At 72.2% G+C, this 22,293-nt stretch carries 18 protein-coding genes; 7 read left to right on the top strand and 11 right to left on the bottom strand.

The window, feature by feature from the left end; translation table 11 throughout:
- Window positions 1-31: 31 nt before the first annotated feature.
- On the bottom strand, window positions 32-1,936 hold the full coding sequence (dxs, locus tag H9652_RS05050; protein ID WP_191795245.1) for a 1-deoxy-D-xylulose-5-phosphate synthase: 1,905 nt from the start codon (window positions 1,934-1,936) through the stop codon (window positions 32-34).
- Between the two features lie 152 nt (window positions 1,937-2,088).
- On the opposite strand from dxs, the gene guaB1 reads away from it, so the two are divergent.
- The 4 genes from guaB1 (at window position 2,089) to H9652_RS05030 (ending at window position 5,809) form a co-directional block, all read left to right on the top strand.
- Entirely contained in the window at window positions 2,089-3,537 is a 1,449-nt protein-coding gene (guaB1, locus tag H9652_RS05045) for a GMP reductase (protein WP_191795243.1), read from the top strand.
- Window positions 3,534-4,259 (top strand): NUDIX hydrolase, encoded by a 726-nt coding sequence (locus H9652_RS05040; RefSeq protein ID WP_191795241.1) that lies wholly within the window; start codon window positions 3,534-3,536, stop codon window positions 4,257-4,259. Before guaB1 ends, H9652_RS05040 begins: the two co-directional genes overlap by 4 nt.
- Window positions 4,259-5,170: an aminoglycoside phosphotransferase family protein gene (locus H9652_RS05035; RefSeq protein ID WP_191795239.1), complete on the top strand. Its 912-nt coding sequence runs from the start codon at window positions 4,259-4,261 to the stop codon at window positions 5,168-5,170. The genes H9652_RS05040 and H9652_RS05035 overlap by 1 nt, the downstream gene beginning before the upstream one ends.
- 192 nt (window positions 5,171-5,362) lie before the next feature.
- Complete coding sequence (locus H9652_RS05030; protein ID WP_191795237.1) at window positions 5,363-5,809, top strand: DUF1801 domain-containing protein; 447 nt, start codon at window positions 5,363-5,365, stop codon at window positions 5,807-5,809.
- Between the two features lie 135 nt (window positions 5,810-5,944).
- Here H9652_RS05030 and acnA read toward each other — a convergent pair whose 3' ends face one another.
- From acnA to H9652_RS05000, 6 genes are all read right to left on the bottom strand, one after another.
- Entirely contained in the window at window positions 5,945-8,701 is a 2,757-nt protein-coding gene (acnA, locus tag H9652_RS05025; protein WP_191795235.1) for an aconitate hydratase AcnA, read from the bottom strand.
- 191 nt (window positions 8,702-8,892) lie between these two features.
- The gene (locus H9652_RS05020; RefSeq protein ID WP_318243984.1) at window positions 8,893-11,406 is read right to left on the bottom strand and encodes an HAD-IC family P-type ATPase; all 2,514 of its coding nucleotides are present in this window, start codon (window positions 11,404-11,406) and stop codon (window positions 8,893-8,895) included.
- Between the two features lie 64 nt (window positions 11,407-11,470).
- A complete protein-coding gene (locus tag H9652_RS05015) occupies window positions 11,471-12,487 on the bottom strand; it encodes a magnesium and cobalt transport protein CorA (RefSeq protein WP_191795232.1) in 1,017 nt (338 codons plus the stop codon).
- Window positions 12,488-12,553: 66 nt separating this feature from the next.
- Entirely contained in the window at window positions 12,554-13,687 is a 1,134-nt protein-coding gene (locus tag H9652_RS05010; protein ID WP_191795230.1) for a glycosyltransferase, read from the bottom strand.
- A gap of 178 nt (window positions 13,688-13,865) precedes the next feature.
- On the bottom strand, window positions 13,866-15,143 hold the full coding sequence (locus tag H9652_RS05005) for a class I SAM-dependent RNA methyltransferase (protein ID WP_191795228.1): 1,278 nt from the start codon (window positions 15,141-15,143) through the stop codon (window positions 13,866-13,868).
- 123 nt (window positions 15,144-15,266) lie between these two features.
- On the bottom strand, window positions 15,267-17,279 hold the full coding sequence (locus H9652_RS05000; RefSeq protein WP_191795227.1) for an APC family permease: 2,013 nt from the start codon (window positions 17,277-17,279) through the stop codon (window positions 15,267-15,269).
- 162 nt (window positions 17,280-17,441) lie between these two features.
- Here H9652_RS05000 and H9652_RS04995 point away from each other — a divergent pair, with 162 nt between their 5' ends.
- Window positions 17,442-18,095 (top strand): potassium channel family protein, encoded by a 654-nt coding sequence (locus H9652_RS04995; protein WP_191795342.1) that lies wholly within the window; start codon window positions 17,442-17,444, stop codon window positions 18,093-18,095.
- Window positions 18,095-18,808: a potassium channel family protein gene (locus H9652_RS04990; RefSeq protein WP_191795226.1), complete on the top strand. Its 714-nt coding sequence runs from the start codon at window positions 18,095-18,097 to the stop codon at window positions 18,806-18,808. The genes H9652_RS04995 and H9652_RS04990 overlap by 1 nt, the downstream gene beginning before the upstream one ends.
- 81 nt (window positions 18,809-18,889) lie before the next feature.
- Here the strand turns inward: H9652_RS04990 and H9652_RS04985 are convergent, their stop codons facing one another.
- The 4 genes from H9652_RS04985 to dut form a co-directional block, all read right to left on the bottom strand.
- Window positions 18,890-19,813, bottom strand: a complete 924-nt coding sequence (locus H9652_RS04985; RefSeq protein WP_191795225.1) for a DUF3159 domain-containing protein — start codon at window positions 19,811-19,813, stop codon at window positions 18,890-18,892.
- Window positions 19,814-19,847: 34 nt separating this feature from the next.
- The gene (locus H9652_RS04980) at window positions 19,848-20,216 is read right to left on the bottom strand and encodes an OB-fold nucleic acid binding domain-containing protein (RefSeq protein WP_138824289.1); all 369 of its coding nucleotides are present in this window, start codon (window positions 20,214-20,216) and stop codon (window positions 19,848-19,850) included.
- A 2-nt stretch (window positions 20,217-20,218) separates the two neighbouring features.
- Entirely contained in the window at window positions 20,219-20,980 is a 762-nt protein-coding gene (locus H9652_RS04975) for a DUF3710 domain-containing protein (protein ID WP_191795224.1), read from the bottom strand.
- Between the two features lie 151 nt (window positions 20,981-21,131).
- Entirely contained in the window at window positions 21,132-21,635 is a 504-nt protein-coding gene (gene dut, locus H9652_RS04970) for a dUTP diphosphatase (protein WP_318243991.1), read from the bottom strand.
- Window positions 21,636-21,757: 122 nt separating this feature from the next.
- Between dut and H9652_RS04965 the strand changes: the two genes are divergently transcribed.
- Window positions 21,758-22,279, top strand: coding sequence for a DUF3093 domain-containing protein (locus H9652_RS04965; protein ID WP_191795223.1), 522 nt, complete (start codon window positions 21,758-21,760; stop codon window positions 22,277-22,279).
- Window positions 22,280-22,293: the final 14 nt, after the last annotated feature.

The following is a 22,293-nucleotide window of genomic DNA, read 5'->3' as shown; positions in this document are numbered from 1 at the left end:
CCCCCCTCGTGCGTCTCCCCGACCAGCGGGGTCAGAGCAGCGCGAGCGCCGTCAGCGCGTCGCGCGTCACGTCCTGCGCCGTGAGGCGGTGCGTGGCCTTGACCTGGTCGATCGACATGTGGTCGAGGAAGACCGTCGGCAGACCGAGGGGGACGACCGGGACCGTGACCCCGGCCTCGACCGAGCGCTGCGCCAGGAGCGAGCCCACGCCGCCGTCGGCCAGGCCGTCCTCGATCGTGACCACGAGGTCGTGCTCACCCGTGAGCTTCACGAGCGCCGACGGCATGGGCAGGACCCAGGTGGGCGACACGACCGTGACGTCGAGCCCGTGGGCCGCGAGCGCCTCGCCCGCCGCCATCGCGGTGCCGGTCATGGACCCGACGCCCACGAGGAGCACCTTGCGGGCCACGGCGGCAGTCCTTGACTTCGTGGCCGGGACGGCGTCGTGGCGGGCGACGACGTCGACACCGTCGAGCGTCTCGATCGCGGGGATCGGCTCGACGACGGCCCCCTTGGGATAGCGCACGACCGACGGCGCGTCGTCGATGTCGACCGCGTGGCACAGGGCGTCGCGCAGCGTCGGCTCGTCGCGCGGAGCGGCCAGGTGCAGGCCCGGCACGATGCGCAGCATGGCCATGTCCCACATGCCGTTGTGGCTCGCGCCGTCCTCGCCCGTGATGCCCGCACGGTCGAGCACGAACGTGACGCCCGCCTTGTGCAGGGCCACGTCCATGAGGACCTGGTCGAACGCCCGGTTGAGGAAGGTCGCGTAGACCGCGACGACCGGGTGCAGGCCCGCGAAGGCCATGCCCGCGGCCGAGGTCGCGGCGTGCTGCTCGGCGATGCCGACGTCGAACGTACGCTCGGGGAACGCCTCGGCGAACGGCGCGAGGCCCACGGGGTGCAGCATGGCCGCGGTGATCGCGACGACGTCGGGGCGACGGCGCCCGATCCGGACGATCTCGTCGGCGAAGACCGAGGTCCAGCCGAAGCGCGAGGGCGCGACGGGCAGCCCGGTCTCGGGGTGGATCTGCCCCACCGCGTGGAAGCGGTCGGCGACGTCCTGCTCGGCCGGGGTGTACCCGCGGCCCTTCTCCGTGATGACGTGCACGATCACGGGCGCCCCGTAGGCACGGGCCCGCACGAACGCGTGCTCGAGAGCCTCGATGTCGTGGCCGTCGACCGGGCCGATGTACTTGATGCCGAGGTCCTCGAACATGCCCTGGGGCGCGACGACGTCCTTGAGGCCCTTCTTGAGCCCGTGCAGCCACTCGTACGCGAAGCGTCCCGGGGCGCCCGAGCGCGAGAGCGTGCGCTTGCCCCAGTCGAGGAAGCTCTCGTAGCCGCGCGTGGTGCGCAGGGTCGACAGGTGGTGCGCCATGCCGCCGATGGTCGGCGAGTAGGAGCGGCCGTTGTCGTTGACGACGATGACCAGGCGGCGGTCCTGGCTCTCGGCGATGTTGTTGAGCGCCTCCCAGGCCATGCCGCCCGTGAGCGCACCGTCGCCGATGACCGAGACGACGTGCCGGTCCCGCAGGCCGCGCACCACGTTGGCCTTGGCGATCCCGTCGCCCCAGCTCAGCGCGGTCGACGCGTGCGAGTTCTCGACGATGTCGTGGGGCGACTCGGCGCGGCTCGGGTACCCGGACATGCCGTCGCGCTTGCGCAGCGCGGAGAAGTCCTGGCGGCCCGTGAGCAGCTTGTGCACGTACGACTGGTGGCCCGTGTCGAACACGAACGAGTCCTTGGGCGAGTCGAAGACCCGGTGCATCGCGAGCGTCAGCTCGACGACGCCGAGGTTCGGCCCGAGGTGTCCGCCCGTGCGGGAGACGGCGGAGACGAGGAACTCGCGGATCTCCGCGGCGAGGGTCTCCACCTGCTGGGGGGTCAGTCGCCGGAGGTCCTCCGGGGACGTGATGCTGCTCAACAGGGTCATAACCGCTCCGTTCCGCCTGCCATTCGACTAGCCCGACAACTCTAGGCCGTCAGGGAGGGTGCTCGCGCCCGGAAAGGGCTGGTCACGACGTCTGCACGTGCTGGGCACCCGATCCGCCCGCTCCCTCTCGCATCCCTCCGTAGACTGCTGTGGTGCGCTTCCTGCCGGGCCAGCGGCCCACCACAGACCTGACCTACGGCGACGTGTTCCTCGTCCCGTCCCGCTCCGAGATCACGTCGCGCTTCGACGTGGACCTGTCGTCCGACGACGGCACGGGCACCACGATCCCGCTCGTCGTGGCGAACATGACGGCGGTCGCGGGCCGGCGCATGGCCGAGACCGTCGCGCGGCGCGGCGGGATCGTCGTGATCCCGCAGGACGTGCCGACCGACGTCGTCGCGGACGTGATCGCCGACGTCAAGAGCAAGGACCCCGTCATCGAGACCCCGGTCGTGGTCTCGCCCACCGACACGGTGCACACCGCCCTGACGCTCATCGGCAAGCGGTCGCACGGTGCGGCCGTGGTGCTCGAGGGCGACCGCCCGGTCGGCGTCGTCACCGAGGCCGACTGCCTGGGCGTGGACCGTTTCACGCAGGTCCGCCAGGTCATGTCCGCCCAGCCGCAGGTCGTGGAGGCCGCCATGGTCACGGGCCCGGGCGGCCTCGAGGCCGCGTTCGACGAGCTGCACCGTTCGCGCCGCAAGGTCGCACCGGTCGTGCGCGACGGCCGGCTCGTGGGCGTCCTGACGCGTCGTGGCGCGCTGCGCTCGAGCGTCTACTCCCCCGCCCTGGACGGCGTGGGCCGGCTGCGCATCGCCGCGGCGGTCGGCATCAACGGCGACGTCAAGGCCAAGGCTGCCGAGCTCCTGGCGGCGGGCGCCGACGTCCTCGTGGTCGACACGGCCCACGGCCACCAGGTCAAGATGCTCCAGGCCCTCGAGGCCGTGCGCTCGCTCGACCCGCAGGTCCCGATCGTCGCGGGCAACGTCGTGACGGCCGACGGCGTGCGCGACCTCGTCGCCGCGGGCGCGGACATCATCAAGGTCGGCGTCGGACCGGGCGCCATGTGCACCACGCGCATGATGACGGCGGTGGGTCGCCCGCAGTTCTCCGCGGTCCTCGAGTGCGCCGAGGCGGCACGCGAGCTGGGCAAGCACGTGTGGGCCGACGGAGGCGTGCGCCACCCGCGCGACGTCGCCCTGGCCCTCGCGGCGGGCGCGTCCCAGGTCATGATCGGGTCGTGGTTCGCCGGGACGCACGAGTCCCCGGGCGACCTGCACGACGACGGCACGGGGCGCCTCTACAAGGAGTCGTTCGGCATGGCCTCGGCCCGCGCGGTCGCGGCCCGCACCGCAGGCGGCTCGCCGTTCCAGCAGGCCCGCAAGGGGCTGTACGAGGAGGGCATCTCGTCGTCGCGCATGTACCTCGACCCGGCCCGTCCGGGCGTCGAGGACCTGATCGACGAGATCACCGCTGGACTGCGCAGCTCGTGCACGTACGCGGGCGCGGACTCGCTCGCCGCGTTCGCCGAGCGCGCCGTGGTCGGCATCCAGTCGGCCGCCGGGTACGAGGAGGGGCGTCCGCTGCCCACGGGCTGGTGACGGTCTCCCCGTCCGCGCGGTCGCCCCCCCCCCCCCCCCCGGCCCTCGCCCAGGACGGCGCACCGTGGCCGCGCCCGTGGCGGTACGCGATCGGCACGCTCGACGAGTCGCGCGTGCGGCAGGCCGCGGTCCTGGTCCTGTTCGGCGTGCTCGACGACGTCGCGGCGTCCCGTGCCACGTCCGGCCCGGGTGCGGCGCCGCTCCCGGTCGCGGCCGACCTCGACGTGCTGCTGCTCGCCCGGGCCTCGACGCTGAGCCACCACCCGGGGCAGGTCTCGTTCCCCGGTGGCCGCCTCGACGACACCGACGCGGACCTGGTCGACGCGGCCCTGCGCGAGGCCGTCGAGGAGACGGGGCTGGACCGGGACGGGGTCGAGGTGCTCGGGTCCTTGTCGCCGCTGCCGCTGCCTGTGAGCAACCATCTCGTGACGCCCGTCCTCGGGTGGTGGGCGCGGCCCACCCCCGTAGCGGTGGTCGACTCGGCCGAGTCGGCGCACGTCTTCCGGGTGCCCGTCGCGGACCTGACGGACCCCGCGAACCGGCGTACCGCCGTCGTGCGCCGTGGGCGGGACACGCACAGGAGCCCCTCGTTCCTGGTGTCCGCGGAGGGGCGGGAGCACCTCGTGTGGGGATTCACGGGAGCGATCCTCGACGCGCTCCTGGACCGGCTGGATTGGGCCGAGCCGTGGGACGCGGCGCGCACGGTCGAGGTGCCGGTCTAGTGGCGTTCCGGCCGCCCGCGGAGGTCGACGTCACGACCGGCCTCGTGCGCGCGCTGCTCGCCGCGCAGCACCCCGACCTGGCAGACCTGCCCCTGACCGTGGTCGCGAACGGCTGGGACAACGTCGTGCTGCGCCTGGGCGACGACCTGGCGGTCCGGGTCCCCCGGCGCGAGGCCGCCGCGGAGCTCGTGCGCCACGAGCAGGAGTGGCTTCCGGTGCTCGCGTCCCGCCTCCCGGTCGCGGTCCCGGCCCCGGTGCGGGTCGGGCTTCCCAGCGACGATTCCACGGGTCCTGCGTCGTTCCCCTGGTCGTGGAGCGTCGTCCCGTGGTTCGACGGGCTGAGCGCCCTCGCGGTCGACCGAGCCCTGCGCCGCGCGTTCGCCCCCGAACTTGCCGCCTTCCTCGCGGCCCTGCACGTCCCGGCCCCGCCCGAGGCGCCCGCGAACCCGTTCCGTGGCGTCCCGCTGGCCGCGCGCGACGCGTCGGTCCGGGAGCGCCTCCTGCTGGGCCATGTGCCCGACGACGGCGCTCTCCTCGACCTGTGGTCCCGCCTCGTGGAGGTCCCCGCGTGGGGCGGGCCGGCGCTGTGGCTGCACGGCGACCTGCACCCGGCGAACCTGGTGCTCGCGCCCGGCGACCACCGGCTGGGGGCCGTGGTCGACTTCGGGGACATGACGAGCGGCGACCCGGCCACCGATCTCGCGACCGCCTGGATCACGTTCGACGCAGCGGGACGCCGGATCTTCCGTGAGACCGTGACGGCCCGCTGCGGGACCGATGACGCGACGTGGGAGCGGGCCCGCGCCTGGGCACTGGTCATCGGCACCGCGTTCGCGGCTCACTCGGACGACGACCCGGCGTTCGCCGACCTGGGCGCACAGACGCTCGCGCAGGTGCTCGGCGACGACTGAGCCGCCCGTCCCGGGGCGCACGGCGCTCCGCCGACGGACGACCGCGATCGCGACTCGGGCCCGAGCCCGAACCCGAGCCCTCTTCGCGAGATGCTGCTCGTTGTCGGTCATCGGACGCGGAACCCGACAACGAGCAGCGTCTCGCCGACGAGCCATGCGTGCCACCGGCGCCCAGCGGCGAGATACTGGCACATGGCCACGGACAACAAGACCCGCCCGCACGACGGCGACGTGGACGCCTTCCTCGCGACCGTCACCCACATGGTCCGCCGCCGCGACGCGGACACGCTGATCGCGCTCATGCAGCGCGTCACGGGCGAACCGCCCGTGATGTGGGGGCCGTCGATCATCGGGTTCGGCCAGTACCACTACGAGTACGCGAGCGGACGCCAGGGTGATGCGGGGGCGGCCGGGTTCTCGCCGCGCAAGGCCGCGTCGACGGTCTACCTGCCCGACGGGACGGCCGCGCACCAGGAACTGCTGGATCGCCTCGGCCCGCACACCACGAGCCTCGTGTGCGTGTACCTCAAGGACCTGTCGACGAACGACCTCGACGTCCTGGAGGAGATCGTGCGCCGCTCGTACGCGGCCGTGACGGCGGGCACGTTCACGCAGCGGGCGCGCGACTCGGCGTCCTGAACCGGAACGCCGACGGGGCGCCCCACCCGACGGGGGGACGCCCCGTCGTCGTGCGTCCCGAGCGGGGTGCGCGGCGCCGTCGGACATCCGGGAAGATCCCGGGCCCGACGCCGCCGCCCCCGCGACGGGGGCTCGTCAGTCGTTGACGAGCGAACGCAGCACGTACTGCAGGATGCCGCCGTTGCGGTAGTAGTCGGCCTCTCCGGGGGTGTCGATGCGCACGACCGCGTCGAACTCGACCGAGGTGCCGTCGGCCTTGGTCGCGGTGACCTTGACCGCCCGGGGCGTCGTGCCCTCGTTGAGCGCCGTGACGCCCGAGATGTCGAACGTCTCGGTGCCGTCCAGGCCCAGCGACCCTGCCGACTCGCCTGCCGGGAACTGCAGCGGCAGGACGCCCATGCCGATCAGGTTCGAGCGGTGGATACGCTCGAAGCTCTCGGTGATGACGGCCTTGACGCCCAGGAGCGCGGTGCCCTTGGCAGCCCAGTCACGCGACGACCCGGAGCCGTACTCCTTGCCACCCAGGATGACGAGGGGCGTGCCGGCCGCAGCGTAGTCCTGCGCGGCGTCGTAGATCGTGTCCTGAGCGTTCTTCACGAAGTTGAACGTGAAGCCGCCCTCGACGTTGTCGAGGAGCTGGTTGCGCAGACGGATGTTCGCGAACGTGCCGCGGATCATGACCTCGTGGTTCCCGCGGCGCGAGCCGTAGGAGTTGAAGTCGCGACGCTCGACGCCGTGCTCGGCGAGGTACACACCGGCCGGCGAGTCCGCCTTGATGGACCCGGCAGGGCTGATGTGGTCGGTCGTGACCGAGTCGCCCAGCTTGGCCAGCACGCGGGCGCCCGAGATGTCGGTGACCGGGGAAGGCTGCGCCGACATGCCCTCGAAGTACGGGGGCTTGCGGACGTAGGTGGACTGCTGGTCCCACTCGAACGTGTTGCCCTCGGGGGTCGACAGGGCGCGCCAGCGCTCGTCACCCGTGAAGACGTCCGCGTAGTCCTTGGTGAACATCGCGCGGTCGATCGAGGAGTCGATCGTCGCCTGGACCTCTTCGGGCGTGGGCCAGATGTCGCGCAGGAAGATCGGCGAGCCGTCCTCGTTGCGACCCAGCGGGTCGTGCTCGAAGTCGAACTCCATGGTGCCCGCGAGGGCGTACGCGATGACCAGCGGCGGGGAGGCCAGGTAGTTCATCTTCACGTCGGGGTTGATGCGCCCCTCGAAGTTGCGGTTGCCCGAGAGCACCGAGACGACCGACAGGTCGTGCTCGTTGACGGCCTCGGAGACCTTCTCGTCGAGCGGGCCCGAGTTACCGATGCACGTCGCGCAGCCGTAGCCCACGAGGTGGAAGCCGAGCTTCTCGAGGTAGGGCCACAGGCCCGCCTTCTCGTAGTAGTTCGTGACGACCTGCGAGCCCGGGGCCATGGAGGTCTTGACCCACGGCTTGGCCTCCAGGCCCTTCTCGACGGCCTTCTTCGCGAGGAGCGCCGCGGCGAGCATCACGGACGGGTTCGACGTGTTGGTGCAGGACGTGATCGACGCGATCGCGACCGCGCCGTGGAACAGGTCGAACTGCTTGCCGTTGGTGTCCGTGACCGGGACGGTCCGGCGGCCGTTGGCGTGGATCGCGGGCGAGTCGGAGGCCGGGAAGGACTCCTTCTCGGCCTCGTCCACGACGTCGACGACCTCGGGGGCGTAGGTCGGCAGGTCGCGGGCGAACGCCGACTTGGCGTTCGACAGCTCGATGCGGTCCTGCGGGCGCTTGGGGCCGGCGATCGAGGGGACGACCGTCGAGAGGTCGAGCTCGAGGTACTCGGAGAAGACCGGCTCGACGTAGCTCGGGTCGGTCGGGTCGAGCCAGAGGCCCTGCTCCTTGGCGTAGGCCTCGACGAGCGCGAGCTGCTCCTCGGAGCGGCCGGTCAGGCGCAGGTAGTCGACCGTGACCGAGTCGATCGGGAAGATGGCGGCGGTCGAGCCGAACTCGGGGCTCATGTTGCCGATCGTGGCGCGGTTGGCCAGGGGCACGGCCGCGACGCCTGCTCCGTAGAACTCGACGAACTTGCCGACGACGCCGTGCTGGCGCAGCATCTGCGTGATCGTGAGGACGACGTCGGTCGCGGTCACGCCCGAGGGGATCTGGCCGCTCAGCTTGAAGCCGACGACGCGCGGGATGAGCATCGAGACGGGCTGGCCGAGCATCGCGGCCTCGGCCTCGATGCCGCCCACGCCCCAGCCGAGCACGCCCAGGCCGTTGACCATGGTCGTGTGCGAGTCGGTGCCGACGCAGGTGTCGGGGTAGGCCCGCAGGACGCCGCCGACCTCACGCGTCATGACCGTGCGTGCCAGGTACTCGATGTTGACCTGGTGGACGATGCCCGTGCCCGGGGGGACGACCTTGAAGTCGTCGAACGCCGTCTGGCCCCAGCGCAGGAACTGGTAGCGCTCGTGGTTGCGCTGGTACTCGAACTCGACGTTGCGCTCGAACGCGTCGCGGCGGCCCGCGACGTCGATCTGCACCGAGTGGTCGATGACCATCTCGGCGGGTGCGAGCGGGTTGATCCGCGACGGGTCGCCACCGAGGTCGGCGACGGCCTCGCGCATGGTCGCGAGGTCGACGACGCAGGGCACGCCCGTGAAGTCCTGCATGATGACGCGACCCGGCGTGAACTGGATCTCGGTGTCGGGCTGCGCGTCGGGGTCCCAGGCGGCGATGGCGCGCACGTGGTCCGCCGTGGTGTTGGCGCCGTCCTCGGTGCGAAGGAGGTTCTCCGCGAGGATCTTCAAGCTGTACGGGAGGCGCTGGGCGCCCTCGACCGCGGAGAGACGGAAGATCTCGTACGAGTTCTCACCGACCTCCAGTGTTCCCTTCGACCCGAACGTGTCGACGCTGCTCACGGTTGCTCCTTCTACCTGGCGAGGGTGATGACGACCACCGCGGCCGGGGCACCGCGCGGGCTCTGCGGCCCGCGCCGTGCGCCCGGCACGGCAGGTCGTCGAATGACGATCAAGATGGTTCTGGGGGCTTTGCCCAGCCTACGCCGGGCCGGCGACGCTCCGAAATGTCGCCGACACACAGCATACCGCATTTATCTTGACGTCAAGATATCGGCCGCGGAGCGAACCGGCGCAGGTCTTCCCGCGAGCAGCGGCGTGAGCAGCCGGTACACGGCCTCGATCGCGACCCAGCCCACGAGCACCCCGACGGTGATGACCACGGCCTCCTGCGCCGTCGGGACCTGGAGCGCGAAGAAGTCACGCACCCACGGGATCGCGACGGCCAGCCCCGCGCAGGCCGCGAGCGCCGCGACGAGCGCGACCTTCCACCCGTTGAGCGGGCGCGCCTGGATGCCCACGATCCACAGCGAGACCCCGACGAGCACGAGCGTCGCGGCCGAGCGGGCGTCGTCCGTGCCCACGAGCGGGCGCAGGTACCCGTACACGGCCAGGATCACGGCCCCGATCACCACGCCGGCCGGGACCGCGAAGCTCAGCACGCGCCTCAGGAACCCCGCGAGATAGCGGCGGTCGTTGGGCGGCAGCGCGAGGAAGAACGCCGGGATGCCGATCGTGAGCGAGCCCGCGAGCGTCATGTGCCGGGGCAGGAACGGGTACGGCCACACGAGCAGCACGACGGACACCGCGAGGATCGCGGCGTACGTCGTCTTGGCGAGGAACAGGCTCGCGACGCGCTCCATGTTCGCCATGACCCGCCGCCCCTGCCCCAGCACCCCGGGCAGCGTCGCGAACCGGCCGTCGACCAGCACGACCCGCGCCACGGCCTTGGTCGCGGGCGCGCCGTTGCCCATCGCGATCCCGAGGTCCGCGTCCTTGAGCGCCAGGGCGTCGTTGACGCCGTCGCCCGTCATGCCGACCACGTGGCCGCGGGACTGGAGCGCGTGCACGATCGCGCGCTTCTGCTCGGGCGTCACGCGCCCGTACACGTCGTGCGCGGCGACGACGACGGCGAGCTCGTCGGGGTCGGTCGGCAGCTCGCGCGCGTCGAAGCCCTCGACCCGCACCCCCTCGCCGTGCAGGCCGACCGAGGTCGCGATCGCCGCGACGGTGACGGGGTTGTCGCCCGAGATGACCTTGGCCCGGGTCCCCTGGCGCCGGAAGTACTCGAGCGTCTGCGCGGCGTCGGGGCGGACGCGCTCCCCCAGGACGGCGAGCAGCGCGGGGGCGAGGTCGGGCGGGAGGGGTGCCTCCGCCGTCGGGAGGCCTCTCGGGGCGTGGGCGAGCAGGACCACGCGTGCACCCGTGCCGGCGGCCTCGCCGACCTCGGCGAGCGCGGTCGTCGCCGGGCCGTCCGTCCGCCCGGCGAGCAGGATCTCGGGTGCGCCCAGGACGAACGCCCCCGCCCCCGTCAGCACCGCGCTCCACTTGCGCGCCGAGGAGAACGGGACGGACCCCGTCACCGCTGCGGGCGGCGTGTCCGCCAGCCCTTCGGCGAGCACCCTGGACGTCGCATTGCCGTCCGGGTCGGCCGCGAGCGCCGCGAGCGCCTCGCGCGCGCCCTCGACGGGGGCGAGAGGGCGCAGCGCGGTCAGGGCGACGTGCCCGTCGGTGAGGGTCCCGGTCTTGTCGAGGCACAGGACGTCGACGCGCGCGAGGATCTCGACCGCGGGCAGCTCCTGCACGAGCACCTTCTGGCGCGCGAGCAGCGTCGCCGCGATCGCGAAGTTGAGCGAGGTGAGCAGTACCAGGCCCTCGGGGATCATCCCGACGACGCCCGCGACCGCAGCGACCACGCCGTCGCGCCACGTCCCGTCCGCGATCGACGCGCGCACGCCGCCCGTGTAGTTGAGCTGGCTCCAGAAGAGCAGCAGCGAGATCGGCACGATCCCGAACGAGACGACCTTGAGGATCTTGTTCACGCCCTCGCGCAGCTCGGAGCGCACGACCGAGAACTTCTTCGCCTCGGAGGTGATGCGCTGGGCGTACCCCTCCTCGCCCACGCGCACCACACGGCACACGGCGGCCCCCGCGACGACCGTCGACCCGGAGAGCACCTCGTCACCCACCGCCTTGTGCACGGGACGCGACTCCCCCGTGAGCATCGACTCGTCGACCTCGAGCCCCGTGACCTCGAGCACCTGCGCGTCGGCCGGGACCTGGTCGCCCGTCCCGACGAGCAGCACGTCGCCCTGCACCACGTCGTCGAGCGCGACCTGCTGCTCGGCCCCGTCCCGCACCACCCGGGCGGAGGGCGCGGTGAGGATCGAGAGCCGGTCGAGCGTCCGCTTGGCCCGGTACTCGGTGACGATGCCGATCGCCGCGTTGATCACCACCACGAACCCGAAGACCGCGTCGGGCCACCGGCCCGTGAGGAGCACGAGGGTCACGGCGACCGCGAGGATCAGGTTGAAGAGCGTGAAGACGTTGGAGCGCAGGATCGCGGTCAGCGAGCGCGAGGTCGAGCGGGTCGTCCGGTTGGTCTGCCCGGCCCGGACGCGCGCGGCGACCTCCTGAGCGCTCAGCCCGGGTCCCGCGTCGTGAGGCGCCGTCCCGTCGCCGGGCCCCGTCCCCCGGCCCGACGGCGGAGCGTCCGCCGGGCCCACGGGTCCGGTCGCGGACGTGTCGTCGTCGGCGAGGCTGCTCACCCCTCGATTGTGCCCGCCGCCGGGCGCCGTGCCCTGTCGAGGCCCGATCGCGCGCGCCGACGCGTCACAACCACCTGTGGCGCTTGAAGATCGCGTACAGCGTGAATCCCATCGCGACCATCGCGAGGATCGCGAGCGGGTACCCGTACACCCAGTCCAGCTCGGGCATCCGTGCGAAGTTCATGCCGTAGATCGTGCCCACGAGCGTGGGCGCGAACAGGATCGCCGCCCAGGACGAGATCTTCTTGACCTCCTCGCCCTGCGCGAGGCTCGTCTCGGAGAGCCTGCGCATCTCCTCGTTCTGGTGCTGCGCGACGAGCGTGGCCTGGACCATGAGCGCGTTCTGCAGGAGCAACCGGAACGAGTCGGCCTGCTCCGCGAGCCGCAGCGAGTGGTCGAGCACGTCGCGCAGGTTGCGCTGGAGCTCGATGTCGACGCCGTACTTCTCCGAGCCGCGCTCGAGCGCCTGGAGGATGCCGACGACCGGGTGGGTGGCCCGCTGGAAGGCGATGACCTCGCGCGAGAGCTCGTAGATGCGTCGCGAGACGGCGGGGTCGCCGCTGAAGAGCTGGTCCTCGATCTCGTCGATGTCGTTCTGCAGACCGGCGACCACCGGGGCGTACTCGTCGACGACCTGGTCGAGCACGGCGTAGAGGATGGCCTCGGGCCCGCGACGCAGGAGCTCGGGCGTCGCCTCCAGGCGACGGCGGACCGCAGCCACGTCCGGGGACTCCGCGTGACGGACCGTCACGACGTAGTCGGGCCCGACGAAGACGTGCAGCTCGCCGAACTCGACGCGCTCCTCGGCGTCCAGGTAGCGGGCGGGCCGCAGGACCACGAAGAGGTTGTCGTCGTAGCGTTCGAGCTTGGGTCGCTGGTGGGCCGCGATCGCGTCGTCGACGGCGAGGTGGTGCAGCGAGAACTCGTCGGCGACCGCACGGATCTCGGCCTCGCTCGGCCGGTAGAGGCCGATCCACGCGAGCCCGTGCCGCTCCCGCAGCGTCTCGAAGGTCTCGTCGAGGCTCGACGGGTTGGCCGTGCGCCGCCCGTCGACGTAGACCGCGTTGTCGACGATGCCCATGCCTGCACTCCTCGGGTCGGTCGCGTCCCGTCCGGATCGCGGCGACCATCATGACAGGCGGGCGGCCTAGTCCTCGTCGAGCGTCGTGGTCGACGGTTCTCCGGCCAACGGCGTGACGCGGTCCGGGGCGTCCTTGCGTGGGCGGTAGACGACCTGGGCGTGGAAGACGAAGCGCAGGAGGAACGCGACGACCAGGGTCAGCGCCTGCGCCAGGACCGGGGGCATGCCCGTCAGGACCACGAGCCAGTGCAGGAAGGGCAGCCGGACGGCGGCCTCGATGCCGTTGAACGTGAAGGACTGTGCCGCACGTTTCCACACGCTGCGCCCTTCCGAGCGCAGGTCGTGGAACACGAAGTGCTCGAGGAGCAGGAAATTCGTGACGATCGTGACCGCGGCCGAGACGACCGCCGCCGGCATGTAGTGGACCCCGAACTGCTCCAGGCCCCACATGATGGCCAGGTTCAGCACCGCACCGAACGCCCCGACGAGCGCGAACGTCGACATCCGACCGAATCGCAGCGCCGTGAGCTGCTGCAGGTACCGCAGCCCGTTCGCGAACGTCGCCTTGGACTGCCCCGCAAACCGCTCCCCGAACACGAACGGTTCCTCGACGACCACGACCTTGTTGCGCGCAAGGATCTCGAGCAGGATCTTGAAACCCCTGGGGCGCAGTGCGGCGAGGTCGATCGAGCCGGTCCGGACCGCGAAGAACCCCGTCATGGGGTCGGTCACGTTGCGCAGCCGCAGGGGGAACATCGACCTCGCCAGGAGCGAGGACGCCGTCGAGACCAGGTGGCGCCAGCGCCCGTCGAGCCCGCCCGCGTCGCCGCCGCCCACGTACCGCGAGGCGACCACGACGTCGGCCCCGGTCGACGCGGCCGTCTCCAGCAGGACCGGAACCATCTCCGGCGGGTGCTGCAGGTCCCCGTCCATCACCACGACCCACTCGCCCCTCGCAGCCCGGAGGCCCTCGACCACCGCTCCGCTCAGACCACCGACCGGTTCCGGGCGTTGCAGCAGCCGCACCGGCATCCCCGAGGACCCCGCGACCTGCCGGATCACGTCCGGCGTGTCGTCCCGCGAGTCGTCGACGAACAGCACCTCCACGTCGAGCCCGTCGGCCGCGTCACCGATGCGGCGCACGAGCTCGCGGACGTTCGGTCCCTCGTTGAACGTCGGGACCACCACGGTGACCTGCATGTGCCCTCTTCTGCTCGTCGGGCCGGCGGGTACCGGCACGTCCCCCATCGTCTCCCGGGACGGGTCCGGGCGACAGGCGAACGCGCCCGGACAGGGCCGGACGGGTCGGGCCGGACCGGGCCGACCGCGCGGACGTCGGCACGACGCTACCTGCCGGGCCCTCCGGGCAGCCCGCGGCTCACCGCGTGAGGACCGCGACCGCCTCGACGTGGTGGGTGTGCGGGAACAGGTCGTACCCGGTGACCGACTCGACCGCGTACCCGTGCTTGGCGAAGTAGGCGATGTCGCGAGCCAGGGCGGCGGGGTCGCACGCGACGTAGACCACGCGGGGTGCCCGGAGCGCGGCGACGGCGTCGACGACCTTGCGACCGGCGCCGGTGCGCGGCGGGTCGAGGACCACGACGTCGGCCGTCGGCGCGGCGTGGTCCTTGGCCGCGAGCACCTTCTCGACCGGGCCGTGGTGCAGCTCGACCTGAGGCTTCTCGAACGCGTTGCGGCGTGCGTCCTTGACGGCCCGCTCGTCGCCCTCGATCGCGACGACCCGCCCCGTCTCGCCGACGGCGTCGGCGAGCGGCAGCGTGAAGAGTCCAGCGCCCGAGTACAGGTCGACCACGGTCGCCTCGTCGAGCGGCCCGGCAGCCCGCAGCACGGCCTCCGCGAGCAGCGCGGGCGCCTCGCGGTGGACCTGCCAGAAGCCGTCGGCCGCGACACGGTAGGAGTGCTCGGTCCCCGCGACGCTCACGGTCTCGGTGACCGCGCGGCGGGCGTGCGGTCGACGGTCGATGTGCCCCGAGTGCCACACGACGCCGTCGACCAGGAGGATCGGGTCGGCACCGCCCGCGGGCGCGACGAGCTCGAGACGGGTCCCGGGGCGCCAGCGGCGCGTGAAGACCTCTTCGGCCTCGGCGAGGGCCGCGACCTCCGGGGTCGCGAGCGGCATCTCGTCGAGCGCGACGACGTCGTGCGAGCGGAACACGCGCATGCCCGCACGGCCCTTGTCGTCGGCGACCAGTTCGATGCGGGTGCGGTAACCGAGGCCACCGCACTCGTCGTCACCAGGGGCACTCTCAACCTCTACCTGAAGGTCAAGGCCGGCGAGACGCTTGAGCTGCTCCTGGAGGACGGCGGCCTTCCACCGGCGCTGCGCGGGCAGGGACACGTGCGAGAGCTCGCCACCGCCCGCTCCCCCGGGGCCGGCGGCAGGCCAGGCCGCAGGAACACGGTCCTCGGAGGCGTCGAGGATCTCGACGGCGTCGGCGCGCCAGAACTTCGCGTCCTCCCCGTCGTCGGTGATCCGGGCCAGCACCCGCTCGCCCGGCAGCGCGTGCCGGACGAAGACGACGCGCCCGTCGAGTCGCGCGACGCAGTGGCCGCCGTGCGCGACAGGTCCGACCTCGAGCTCGACCAGAGGTTGAGGCTCGGGGGCGTTGGACGTGGGGTTCAGGGTTTCAGACACCCCCCTAGTATCCCGGACGCGAACCGCTCCGGGCTCCGGACCGTTCGCCGACCGGGCGTGGGCCCGCACACGTTCTCGGGCGGACCCGCGGACGACCCGCGTCACGCGGGCGGCGCGGCGCGCTCAGTAGCGGCGGTTGATCCGCTGCTGGGCCGCGAAGTTCTCCTTCTCGAGCCCCGTCTGCCCCTTGGTCGAGGACAGCTGCCACGGCACGGAGGCCACGACGACGCCGGGGGTGAACAGGAGCCGGCCCTTGAGCCGCAGCGCGCTCTGGTTGTGCAGCAGGTGCTCCCACCAGTGCCCCACGACGTACTCGGGGATGTAGACCACGACGAGGTCGCGAGGGCTCTCGCGACGGATCGAGCGCACGTAGGACAGGATCGGGCGCGTGATCTCGCGGTACGGCGAGTCGAGCACGCGCAGCGGGACCGGGAGGTCGAGCGCCTCCCACTCTGCGGTGAACTCGGCGACCTCCTCGGGGTCCACACCGACCGTCACGGCCTCCAGGACCGAGGGGCGAGAAGCACGGGCATAGGCGAGGGCGCGCATGGTCGGCTTGTGCAGCTTGGAGACCAGGACGAGCGCGTGGACACGGCTCGGCAGGGCGCGGGCCGCAGCCGGGTCCTCCCCGAGCGTCAGCTCTTCGCTCACCGAGTCGTAGTGCTTGCGGATCGCCCGCATGAGCACGAACACGAAGGCCATCGCGAGGATCGCGATCCACGCACCGTGCGTGAACTTGGTCAGCAGGACGATGACCAGGACCGTGCCCGTCATCCCGAAGCCGATCGCGTTGACGACGCGGGACCGCTTCATCTTGGTGCGGAAGCGCGGGTCCGGGGTCGTGCGCAGCTCGCGCGTCCAGTGCTTGATCATGCCGAGCTGCGAGAGCGTGAAGGACACGAAGACGCCGACGATGTAGAGCTGGATCAGGCGCGTGACCTGCGCGTCGAAGGCCCAGATCAAGGCGATCGCCGCGACCGCGAGCGTCACGATCCCGTTCGAGAAGGCGAGCCGGTCGCCGCGCGTGTGCAGCTGGCGCGGGAGGTACCCGTCCTTGGCCAGGATCGAGCCCAGCACGGGGAAGCCGTTGAACGCCGTGTTCGCGGCGAAGACGAGGATCAGGCCCGTCACGGCGGCCACCAGGTAGAAGGCGAGATGGAAGCCCTGGAAGATCGCCTGCGCGAGCTGGCCGATGACCGGGTCCTGCACGAAGTCGGCAGGCACGGGTTGACCGTTGATCGTGAGCTGCTCGGCCGGGTTCTCGGCGAAGTGCACGCCGGTCTTCTGCGCGAGGAAGAGGATCGCCATGATCATGAAGGCCGAGATCGTGCCGAGCAGCGCGAGCGTCGTGGCCGCGTTGCGGGACTTGGGCTTCTTGAAGGCGGGCACACCGTTGCTGATGGCCTCGACGCCGGTGAGCGCGGCACAGCCCGACGCGAAGGCTCGCGCGACGAGGAACGCCCCCGCGATCCCGGTCAGTCCCTGGTCGAAGTGGCTCTCGGCGACGAGCTGGTAGGACGCGCTCTCGGCCATGGGCAGGGTCCCCGTGGCGTACCGGACGAAGCCGACCACGGCCGTCATCCCGATCGCGAACATGAACAGGTAGACCGGGATCGCGAAGAAGGAGCCGGACTCCTTGACGCCTCTCAGGTTGACCAGGGCGAGCAGGATCACGAGCGTGATCGCGAACGCCGCCTCGTGGCCCCGCAGGAACGGCATGGCTGCCGCTGCGTACTGGGCCCCCGAGGAGATCGACACGGCCACCGTGAGGACGTAGTCGACCATGAGCGCCGAAGCCACGCCGACTCCGGCCGTGGGGCCGAGGTTGACCGTGGCGACCTCGTAGTCACCGCCGCCCGAGGGGTAGGCGTGCACGTTCTGGCGGTACGACGCGACCACGGTCAGCAGGACCACGACGACCGCGAGACCCACCCACGGGGAGATCGTCGTGGCCGCGAGGCCGGCGATCGACAGGGTCAGGAGGATCTCGTCAGGGGCGTACGCCACCGAGGAGAGCGCGTCCGAGGCGAAGACCGGGAGCGCGATGCGCTTCGGCAGCAGGGTGTGCCCCAAGTCGTCGCTGCGGACGGGACGTCCGAGCAACAGGCGTTTGGCGGCATCAGCGATATCCGACACGTTGGCCCATGCTAGGCCCTCCAGGTGCTGTTGACCCCTCCACGACCCCGACAGATCTCGGCGAAGGCGTCCTGGGGCCTGCGCAGACCCGCCGCCGCACCGTCGCCCTGTACCGGCACCGTACGGGTGCGCGGTAGCGTTTCGTCCGTGCACTTCGTGATCATGGGATGTGGCCGTGTCGGCGCCACCCTCGCCCAGTCTCTCGAGAACCGCGGCCACTCGGTCGCCGTGGTCGACCAGAACCCCGACGCCTTCCGACGGCTGTCCGCGGAGTTCTCCGGCAAGAAGGTGACGGGCCTGGGATTCGACCGGGACACCCTCATCCAGGCAGGGATCGAGGACGCCTACGCGTTCGCCGCGGTCTCCGACGGGGACAACTCCAACATCCTGGCTGCGCGCGTGGTCCGCGAGACCTACGGTGTCGACAACGTCGTGGCGCGGATCTACGACCCCCACCGCGCCGAGATCTACCAGCGCCTCGGCATCCCGACGGTCGCGACCGTCCGGTGGACCTCCGACCAGGTGCTGCGCAGGATGCTGCCCCTCGGCGCGACCGACGAGTACCGCGATCCCTCCGGGCAGGTCCGGCTCGCGCAGACCGACTTCCACCCCGAGTGGGTCGGGCGCTCCGTGGCGACGATCGAGTCCGCGACCGGGTCGCGGGTCGCGTTCCTGGGCCGGTTCGGTGAGGGCGTCCTCGCGACCCCCGGCACCGTCCTGCAGGAGAACGACGTGCTGCACGTGCTCATGCGCGCCGCCGACGCACCCACGGTCGAGCGCCTCCTCACGCACGCCCCCAAGATCGAGGAGAACTGATGCACGTCGTCATCGTCGGAGCAGGCTCGGTCGGGCGCTCGATCGCCCGTGAGCTGCTCAGCCACGACCACGAGGTCATGATCATCGACAAGCAGCCGGCCGCGATGCGCGTCGCGCAGGTCGCCGACGCGGACTGGCTCCTCGCGGACGCGTGCGAGCTCTCGACCCTCGCCGAGGCGAAGGTCGACGAGTGCGACGTCATCGTCGCCGCCACGGGCGACGACAAGGTCAACCTCGTGGTCTCGCTCCTCGCGAAGACCGAGTTCGGGGTCCCGCGGACCGTCGCGCGCGTCAACAACCCCAAGAACGAGTGGATGTTCGACGAGTCCTGGGGTGTCGACGTCGCGGTCTCGACGCCCCGCATCATGACGTCCATGGTCGAGGAGGCCGTGGCGGTCGGTGACCTGGTCCGGATCTTCACGTTCCACCAGTCAGGTGCGGACATCCTCGAGCTCACGCTGCCGCCCGACTCGCCGCTCATCGGCACGCGCGTCGGCCAGGTGGACTGGCCCCAGGACACCGTCCTCGCGGCGATCGTCCGCGGGACCCAGCCCATCGCGCCGAGCATCGACGACACCCTCGAGGTCGGCGACGAGCTGCTCATCGTCACGGGCCGCGACGTCGACGAGGCCGAGCTCCTGCGGGTCCTGATCAACCCGTCGCCCGACGAAGGCACAGGGATCGTCGACGAGACGACCGGCCTGCCCGTCTGAGGAGGCCGTCGGCCCCTGCCGTGCCCGCGGCCCCTCGGGCTGTGGACGCGGTAGGGCCCGAGCTCACCGAGCGCCGCGGTCTCAGTCCTTCTCGGGGAACGACTCCGCCACGTGCGGGCGGCGGACCAGCAGCCAGGTCAGCCAGAGGGTCAGTGCCCACAGGGGGATGCCCATCACGAGGCGGGCCGTGCCCAGCCAGGCGACCGCGTCCTCGCCGGCCATGAACAGCGGGACCTGGACGGCGAGGCGCAACGCGAACATCCCGACCCACAGCCACGTCGCCAGCGCGTACCGGCGCATGAGCGCCGCGTCCCCGCGCCAGCGCTGGGCCCACGCTCGGAACGCGCCGGGAGCCGGCTCGTCCTGGTCGGCTTCGGTGCTGCCGACGACACCCACGTTGCTCTCGACGCGCTCCCCCGCGGCGCCGTGCGCTCCCGAGGTCGTGGCGCCGTCGGGCACGTCGCTCGCCGCGACCGCGGCCTTGACCTTGTCCCCGTCCGTCCAGCCGCTGCGCAGCGCCTCGACGACCAGGCCCACCACGGGCCACCGGACCAGCACCGAGACCGCCATCGCGACCAGGTAGGCCGCGTTCGTGAGCAGCCCCGCCGCGTAGTAGTTCTGCGCCTCGCCCGAGCGCCACGCCCACAGCACGCCGATCGCGACGCCCAGGAAGCCGCCGAACGCCTGCGTGACGGGCGTGCGCTGCACGAGGCGCGCCGCCACGGCCACGAGCGCGACCGCGACCGACGCGATGAGCGCAGGCCGCAGGGTGTTGCCCGTCGCGATGAAGACGACCACGAACACGAGGCCAGGAGCCATGGACTCCACGAGCCCGCGCACCCCGCCGATCGTCTCGGCGAGCGAGAACGACTCCCCCGCCAGGGCGCGCACGCCGCGCGCGGCACCCTCGTCCGGTGGGACGACGTCGTCGATCGCCTCCGCGACCTCCTCGACCTCCTGGGCGGGGTCCACCGGGCCGCGCTCACGCGTGGGCTCGTGCGTCATGTCGTCTCTCTCGCCAGCAGGAAGGGTCACGGACTCACTCGCCTGCGCGGGGGCGCAGCTCGTAGCGGGGGTTGAACATGGTGCGCCGACCCGCGATCTCGCAGACCAGCCCCTCGACGCGGACGCGACGTCCCGGCTCGACGCCGGCGATGCGGCGACGGCCGAGCCAGACCAGGTCGAGCGAGCCCGACCCGTCGTAGAGCTCGGCCTCGACCGTGGGCACGCCCTCACGGGGGCGCAGGATGACCGAGCGCATGACGCCCGAGACGGTCGCGCGCTTGCGGTTCGCGAGGTCGGAGACGGCCGAGCACCCGACCTGGCTGGCCGAGTCGTGACGCTCCTCGTCCGCGGCGATCTCCTCCTGGGAGGCCAGCACGGAGTGCAGGGCCTGACGCAGCGTCATGGTCAGCGCCTCTCGGTGATCTCCGGCCCGCGCGTGAGCGGGTCGAAGGTCGGGAGCGAGGGAGCCGCGCCCTCGGGGGCGGCGGCAGCGGGACGCTGCGCCTGGCCGGGAAGGTGCATCGCGAGGAGGTCGCGGGGCGGGCGCGCGTTCTGGTCACGGACCACGACGATGTTCGCGAAGACCGACTCGAGCAGCCGGGCCGCCTCCGGGTCCGCAGCGGCCTTGCCCGTCAGGACACCCCGCAGGAACCAGCGCGGGCCGTCGACACCGACGAACCGGGCCGCACGGAAGCCCTTCTGACCGTCCGGCCCCGTGGCCGGGAGCTTCGCGAGCAGCTCGCGACCGAACGTGCCGGGGATGTCGTCGACCGTCCCGCCCTGCTGACGCACGGACTCCGCGATCTCCTCGCGGATCTCGTCCCAGATGCCCATGGTCTTGGGCGCCGCGAAGGCCTGGATCTGCAGGGCGGAACCGTTGACCGCCACGGCGGCCCCCGTGATCTTCTGCGTCTTCTTGTCGACCTCCATGCGCAGCTCCATGCCCGGGACGCCCGGCAGCCAGATGGCTCCGAGGTCCGCGCGGGCACCGAGCTCGCTCACCTGCGAGGAGTCGAACGGGCCACGAGCGCCCGCCGCGGGCACGACCGGCGCCTGGGTCCCCGGGGTGCCGACCGCGTCTGCTGCGGTCTCCTCGGTCCCGGAGCCCTCGGCGGCGACCGCTTCGTCGCTCGACTTCTGCGACGCACTACGCCGGAACAAACCCACGGACGTTCTCCTTCAGCTCTTCGCCGTGTCGACCATCGACCACGGCTCGTTCGGGACGGCAGAACCGACCCCTGCTCCTACCACCCTAGACCGCTGCGCCGCCTGCGTGACCGTCCTTGGCCACGGGCGAACACCCCCCGCGTCACGGGGCTCACTGCGCGGCGACCCACCCGCCGCTCGACCCGAACCCGCCCTCGCCGCGGTGCGAGCCGGGCAGCCGCTCGGCCTGCAGGAAGCGCGCGTGCTCGACCTTCTGGACCACGAGCTGGGCGATGCGGTCGCCACGGTGCAGCACGACGGAGGTCTGCGGGTCCGTGTTGTGCAGGACCACCTTGATCTCGCCGCGGTAGCCCGCGTCGACGGTCCCCGGGGCGTTGACGATCGTCAGGCCGTGCCGGGCCGCGAGGCCCGAACGGGGGTGGACGAACGCGGCGTAGCCGTCGGGCAGCGCGATCGCGAGCCCCGTCGGGACGGTCGCGCGGCCCTGCGGCGCGATCTCCACGTCGACGGTGGTCACGAGGTCCGCGCCGGCGTCGCCGGGGTGGGCGTAGGCGGGGACGGGGGTCACGTCGTCGAGGAGCTGGACCAGCACCTCGACGTCGCCCGGTCGGGCGGGCACGGGCGCGAGGGCGGTCGGAGCCGCCGGTTCGTCGATGGGCACCCGCAGAGCCTAGTCCGCGGCGGGCGGACCCGCGAACACCCTCGGGCGCCGGGCCGCGCTCCCGCTCCCTCCGGACACGCGGCGAGCACGCCGGACGGACCTGGGATGATGGGCTCATGCCTCAGCCTGCCCCTGCCTACAGCGAACGCCTGCTCCCCGGCCCGGGCGGGTGGTCCGCCGCCGTCGCCTTCGCCGTCATCCTCGGTGTGGCGCTCTGGCCCGTCGACGACGTGCTGTCGATCAGCACGGCGGTCGTGGCTCTCGTGGTCCTCGTCGTGCTCGCGTGGTGGACCTCCCCCGTGGTCTCGGTCTCCCCCGGCCCGGACGGCCTGCGGATGCTGCGCGCCGGCCGGGCCACGATCCCGACGTCGCTCCTCGGGACCACCACGGTGCTCGACCGTGCGGCGATGACCCGCGAGCTCGGCCCCTCGCTCGACGCCCGGGCGTACGTCTGCCTGCGGGCCTGGGCCCGGACCGGGGTACGCGTCGAGCTCGTCGACCCGGCCGACCCGACCCCGTACTGGCTCGTCTCCACGCGGCACCCCGCCGAGCTCGCCGCGGCCCTGGCCGCGAGCGCCCCGGCGACCGGTCCAGGGGCTCCGGGCGCCACGACCGACGCCGGACCGACCCCCCGCTGACCCCGGACGCGCGG

Source organism: Oerskovia rustica (genome assembly GCF_014836555.1).
GTDB lineage: Bacteria > Actinomycetota > Actinomycetes > Actinomycetales > Cellulomonadaceae > Oerskovia > Oerskovia rustica.
Note: the sequence above shows the minus strand (reverse complement) of the source record. Positions and strands in the feature narration are given on the sequence as shown.

Coding starts and splice junctions, on each gene's coding strand:
- H9652_RS04965 (WP_191795223.1), top strand. CDS start 21,758: ATGCCTCAGCCTGCCCCTGCCTACAGCGAACGCCTGCTCCCCGGCCCG.
- H9652_RS05015 (WP_191795232.1), bottom strand. CDS start 12,487: ATGGGCATCGTCGACAACGCGGTCTACGTCGACGGGCGGCGCACGGCC.
- H9652_RS04980 (WP_138824289.1), bottom strand. CDS start 20,216: ATGACGCTGCGTCAGGCCCTGCACTCCGTGCTGGCCTCCCAGGAGGAG.
- H9652_RS04995 (WP_191795342.1), top strand. CDS start 17,442: ATGGGATGTGGCCGTGTCGGCGCCACCCTCGCCCAGTCTCTCGAGAAC.
- dxs (WP_191795245.1), bottom strand. CDS start 1,936: ATGACCCTGTTGAGCAGCATCACGTCCCCGGAGGACCTCCGGCGACTG.
- H9652_RS04985 (WP_191795225.1), bottom strand. CDS start 19,813: ATGACGCACGAGCCCACGCGTGAGCGCGGCCCGGTGGACCCCGCCCAG.
- H9652_RS05010 (WP_191795230.1), bottom strand. CDS start 13,687: ATGCAGGTCACCGTGGTGGTCCCGACGTTCAACGAGGGACCGAACGTC.
- H9652_RS05030 (WP_191795237.1), top strand. CDS start 5,363: ATGGCCACGGACAACAAGACCCGCCCGCACGACGGCGACGTGGACGCC.
- H9652_RS04990 (WP_191795226.1), top strand. CDS start 18,095: ATGCACGTCGTCATCGTCGGAGCAGGCTCGGTCGGGCGCTCGATCGCC.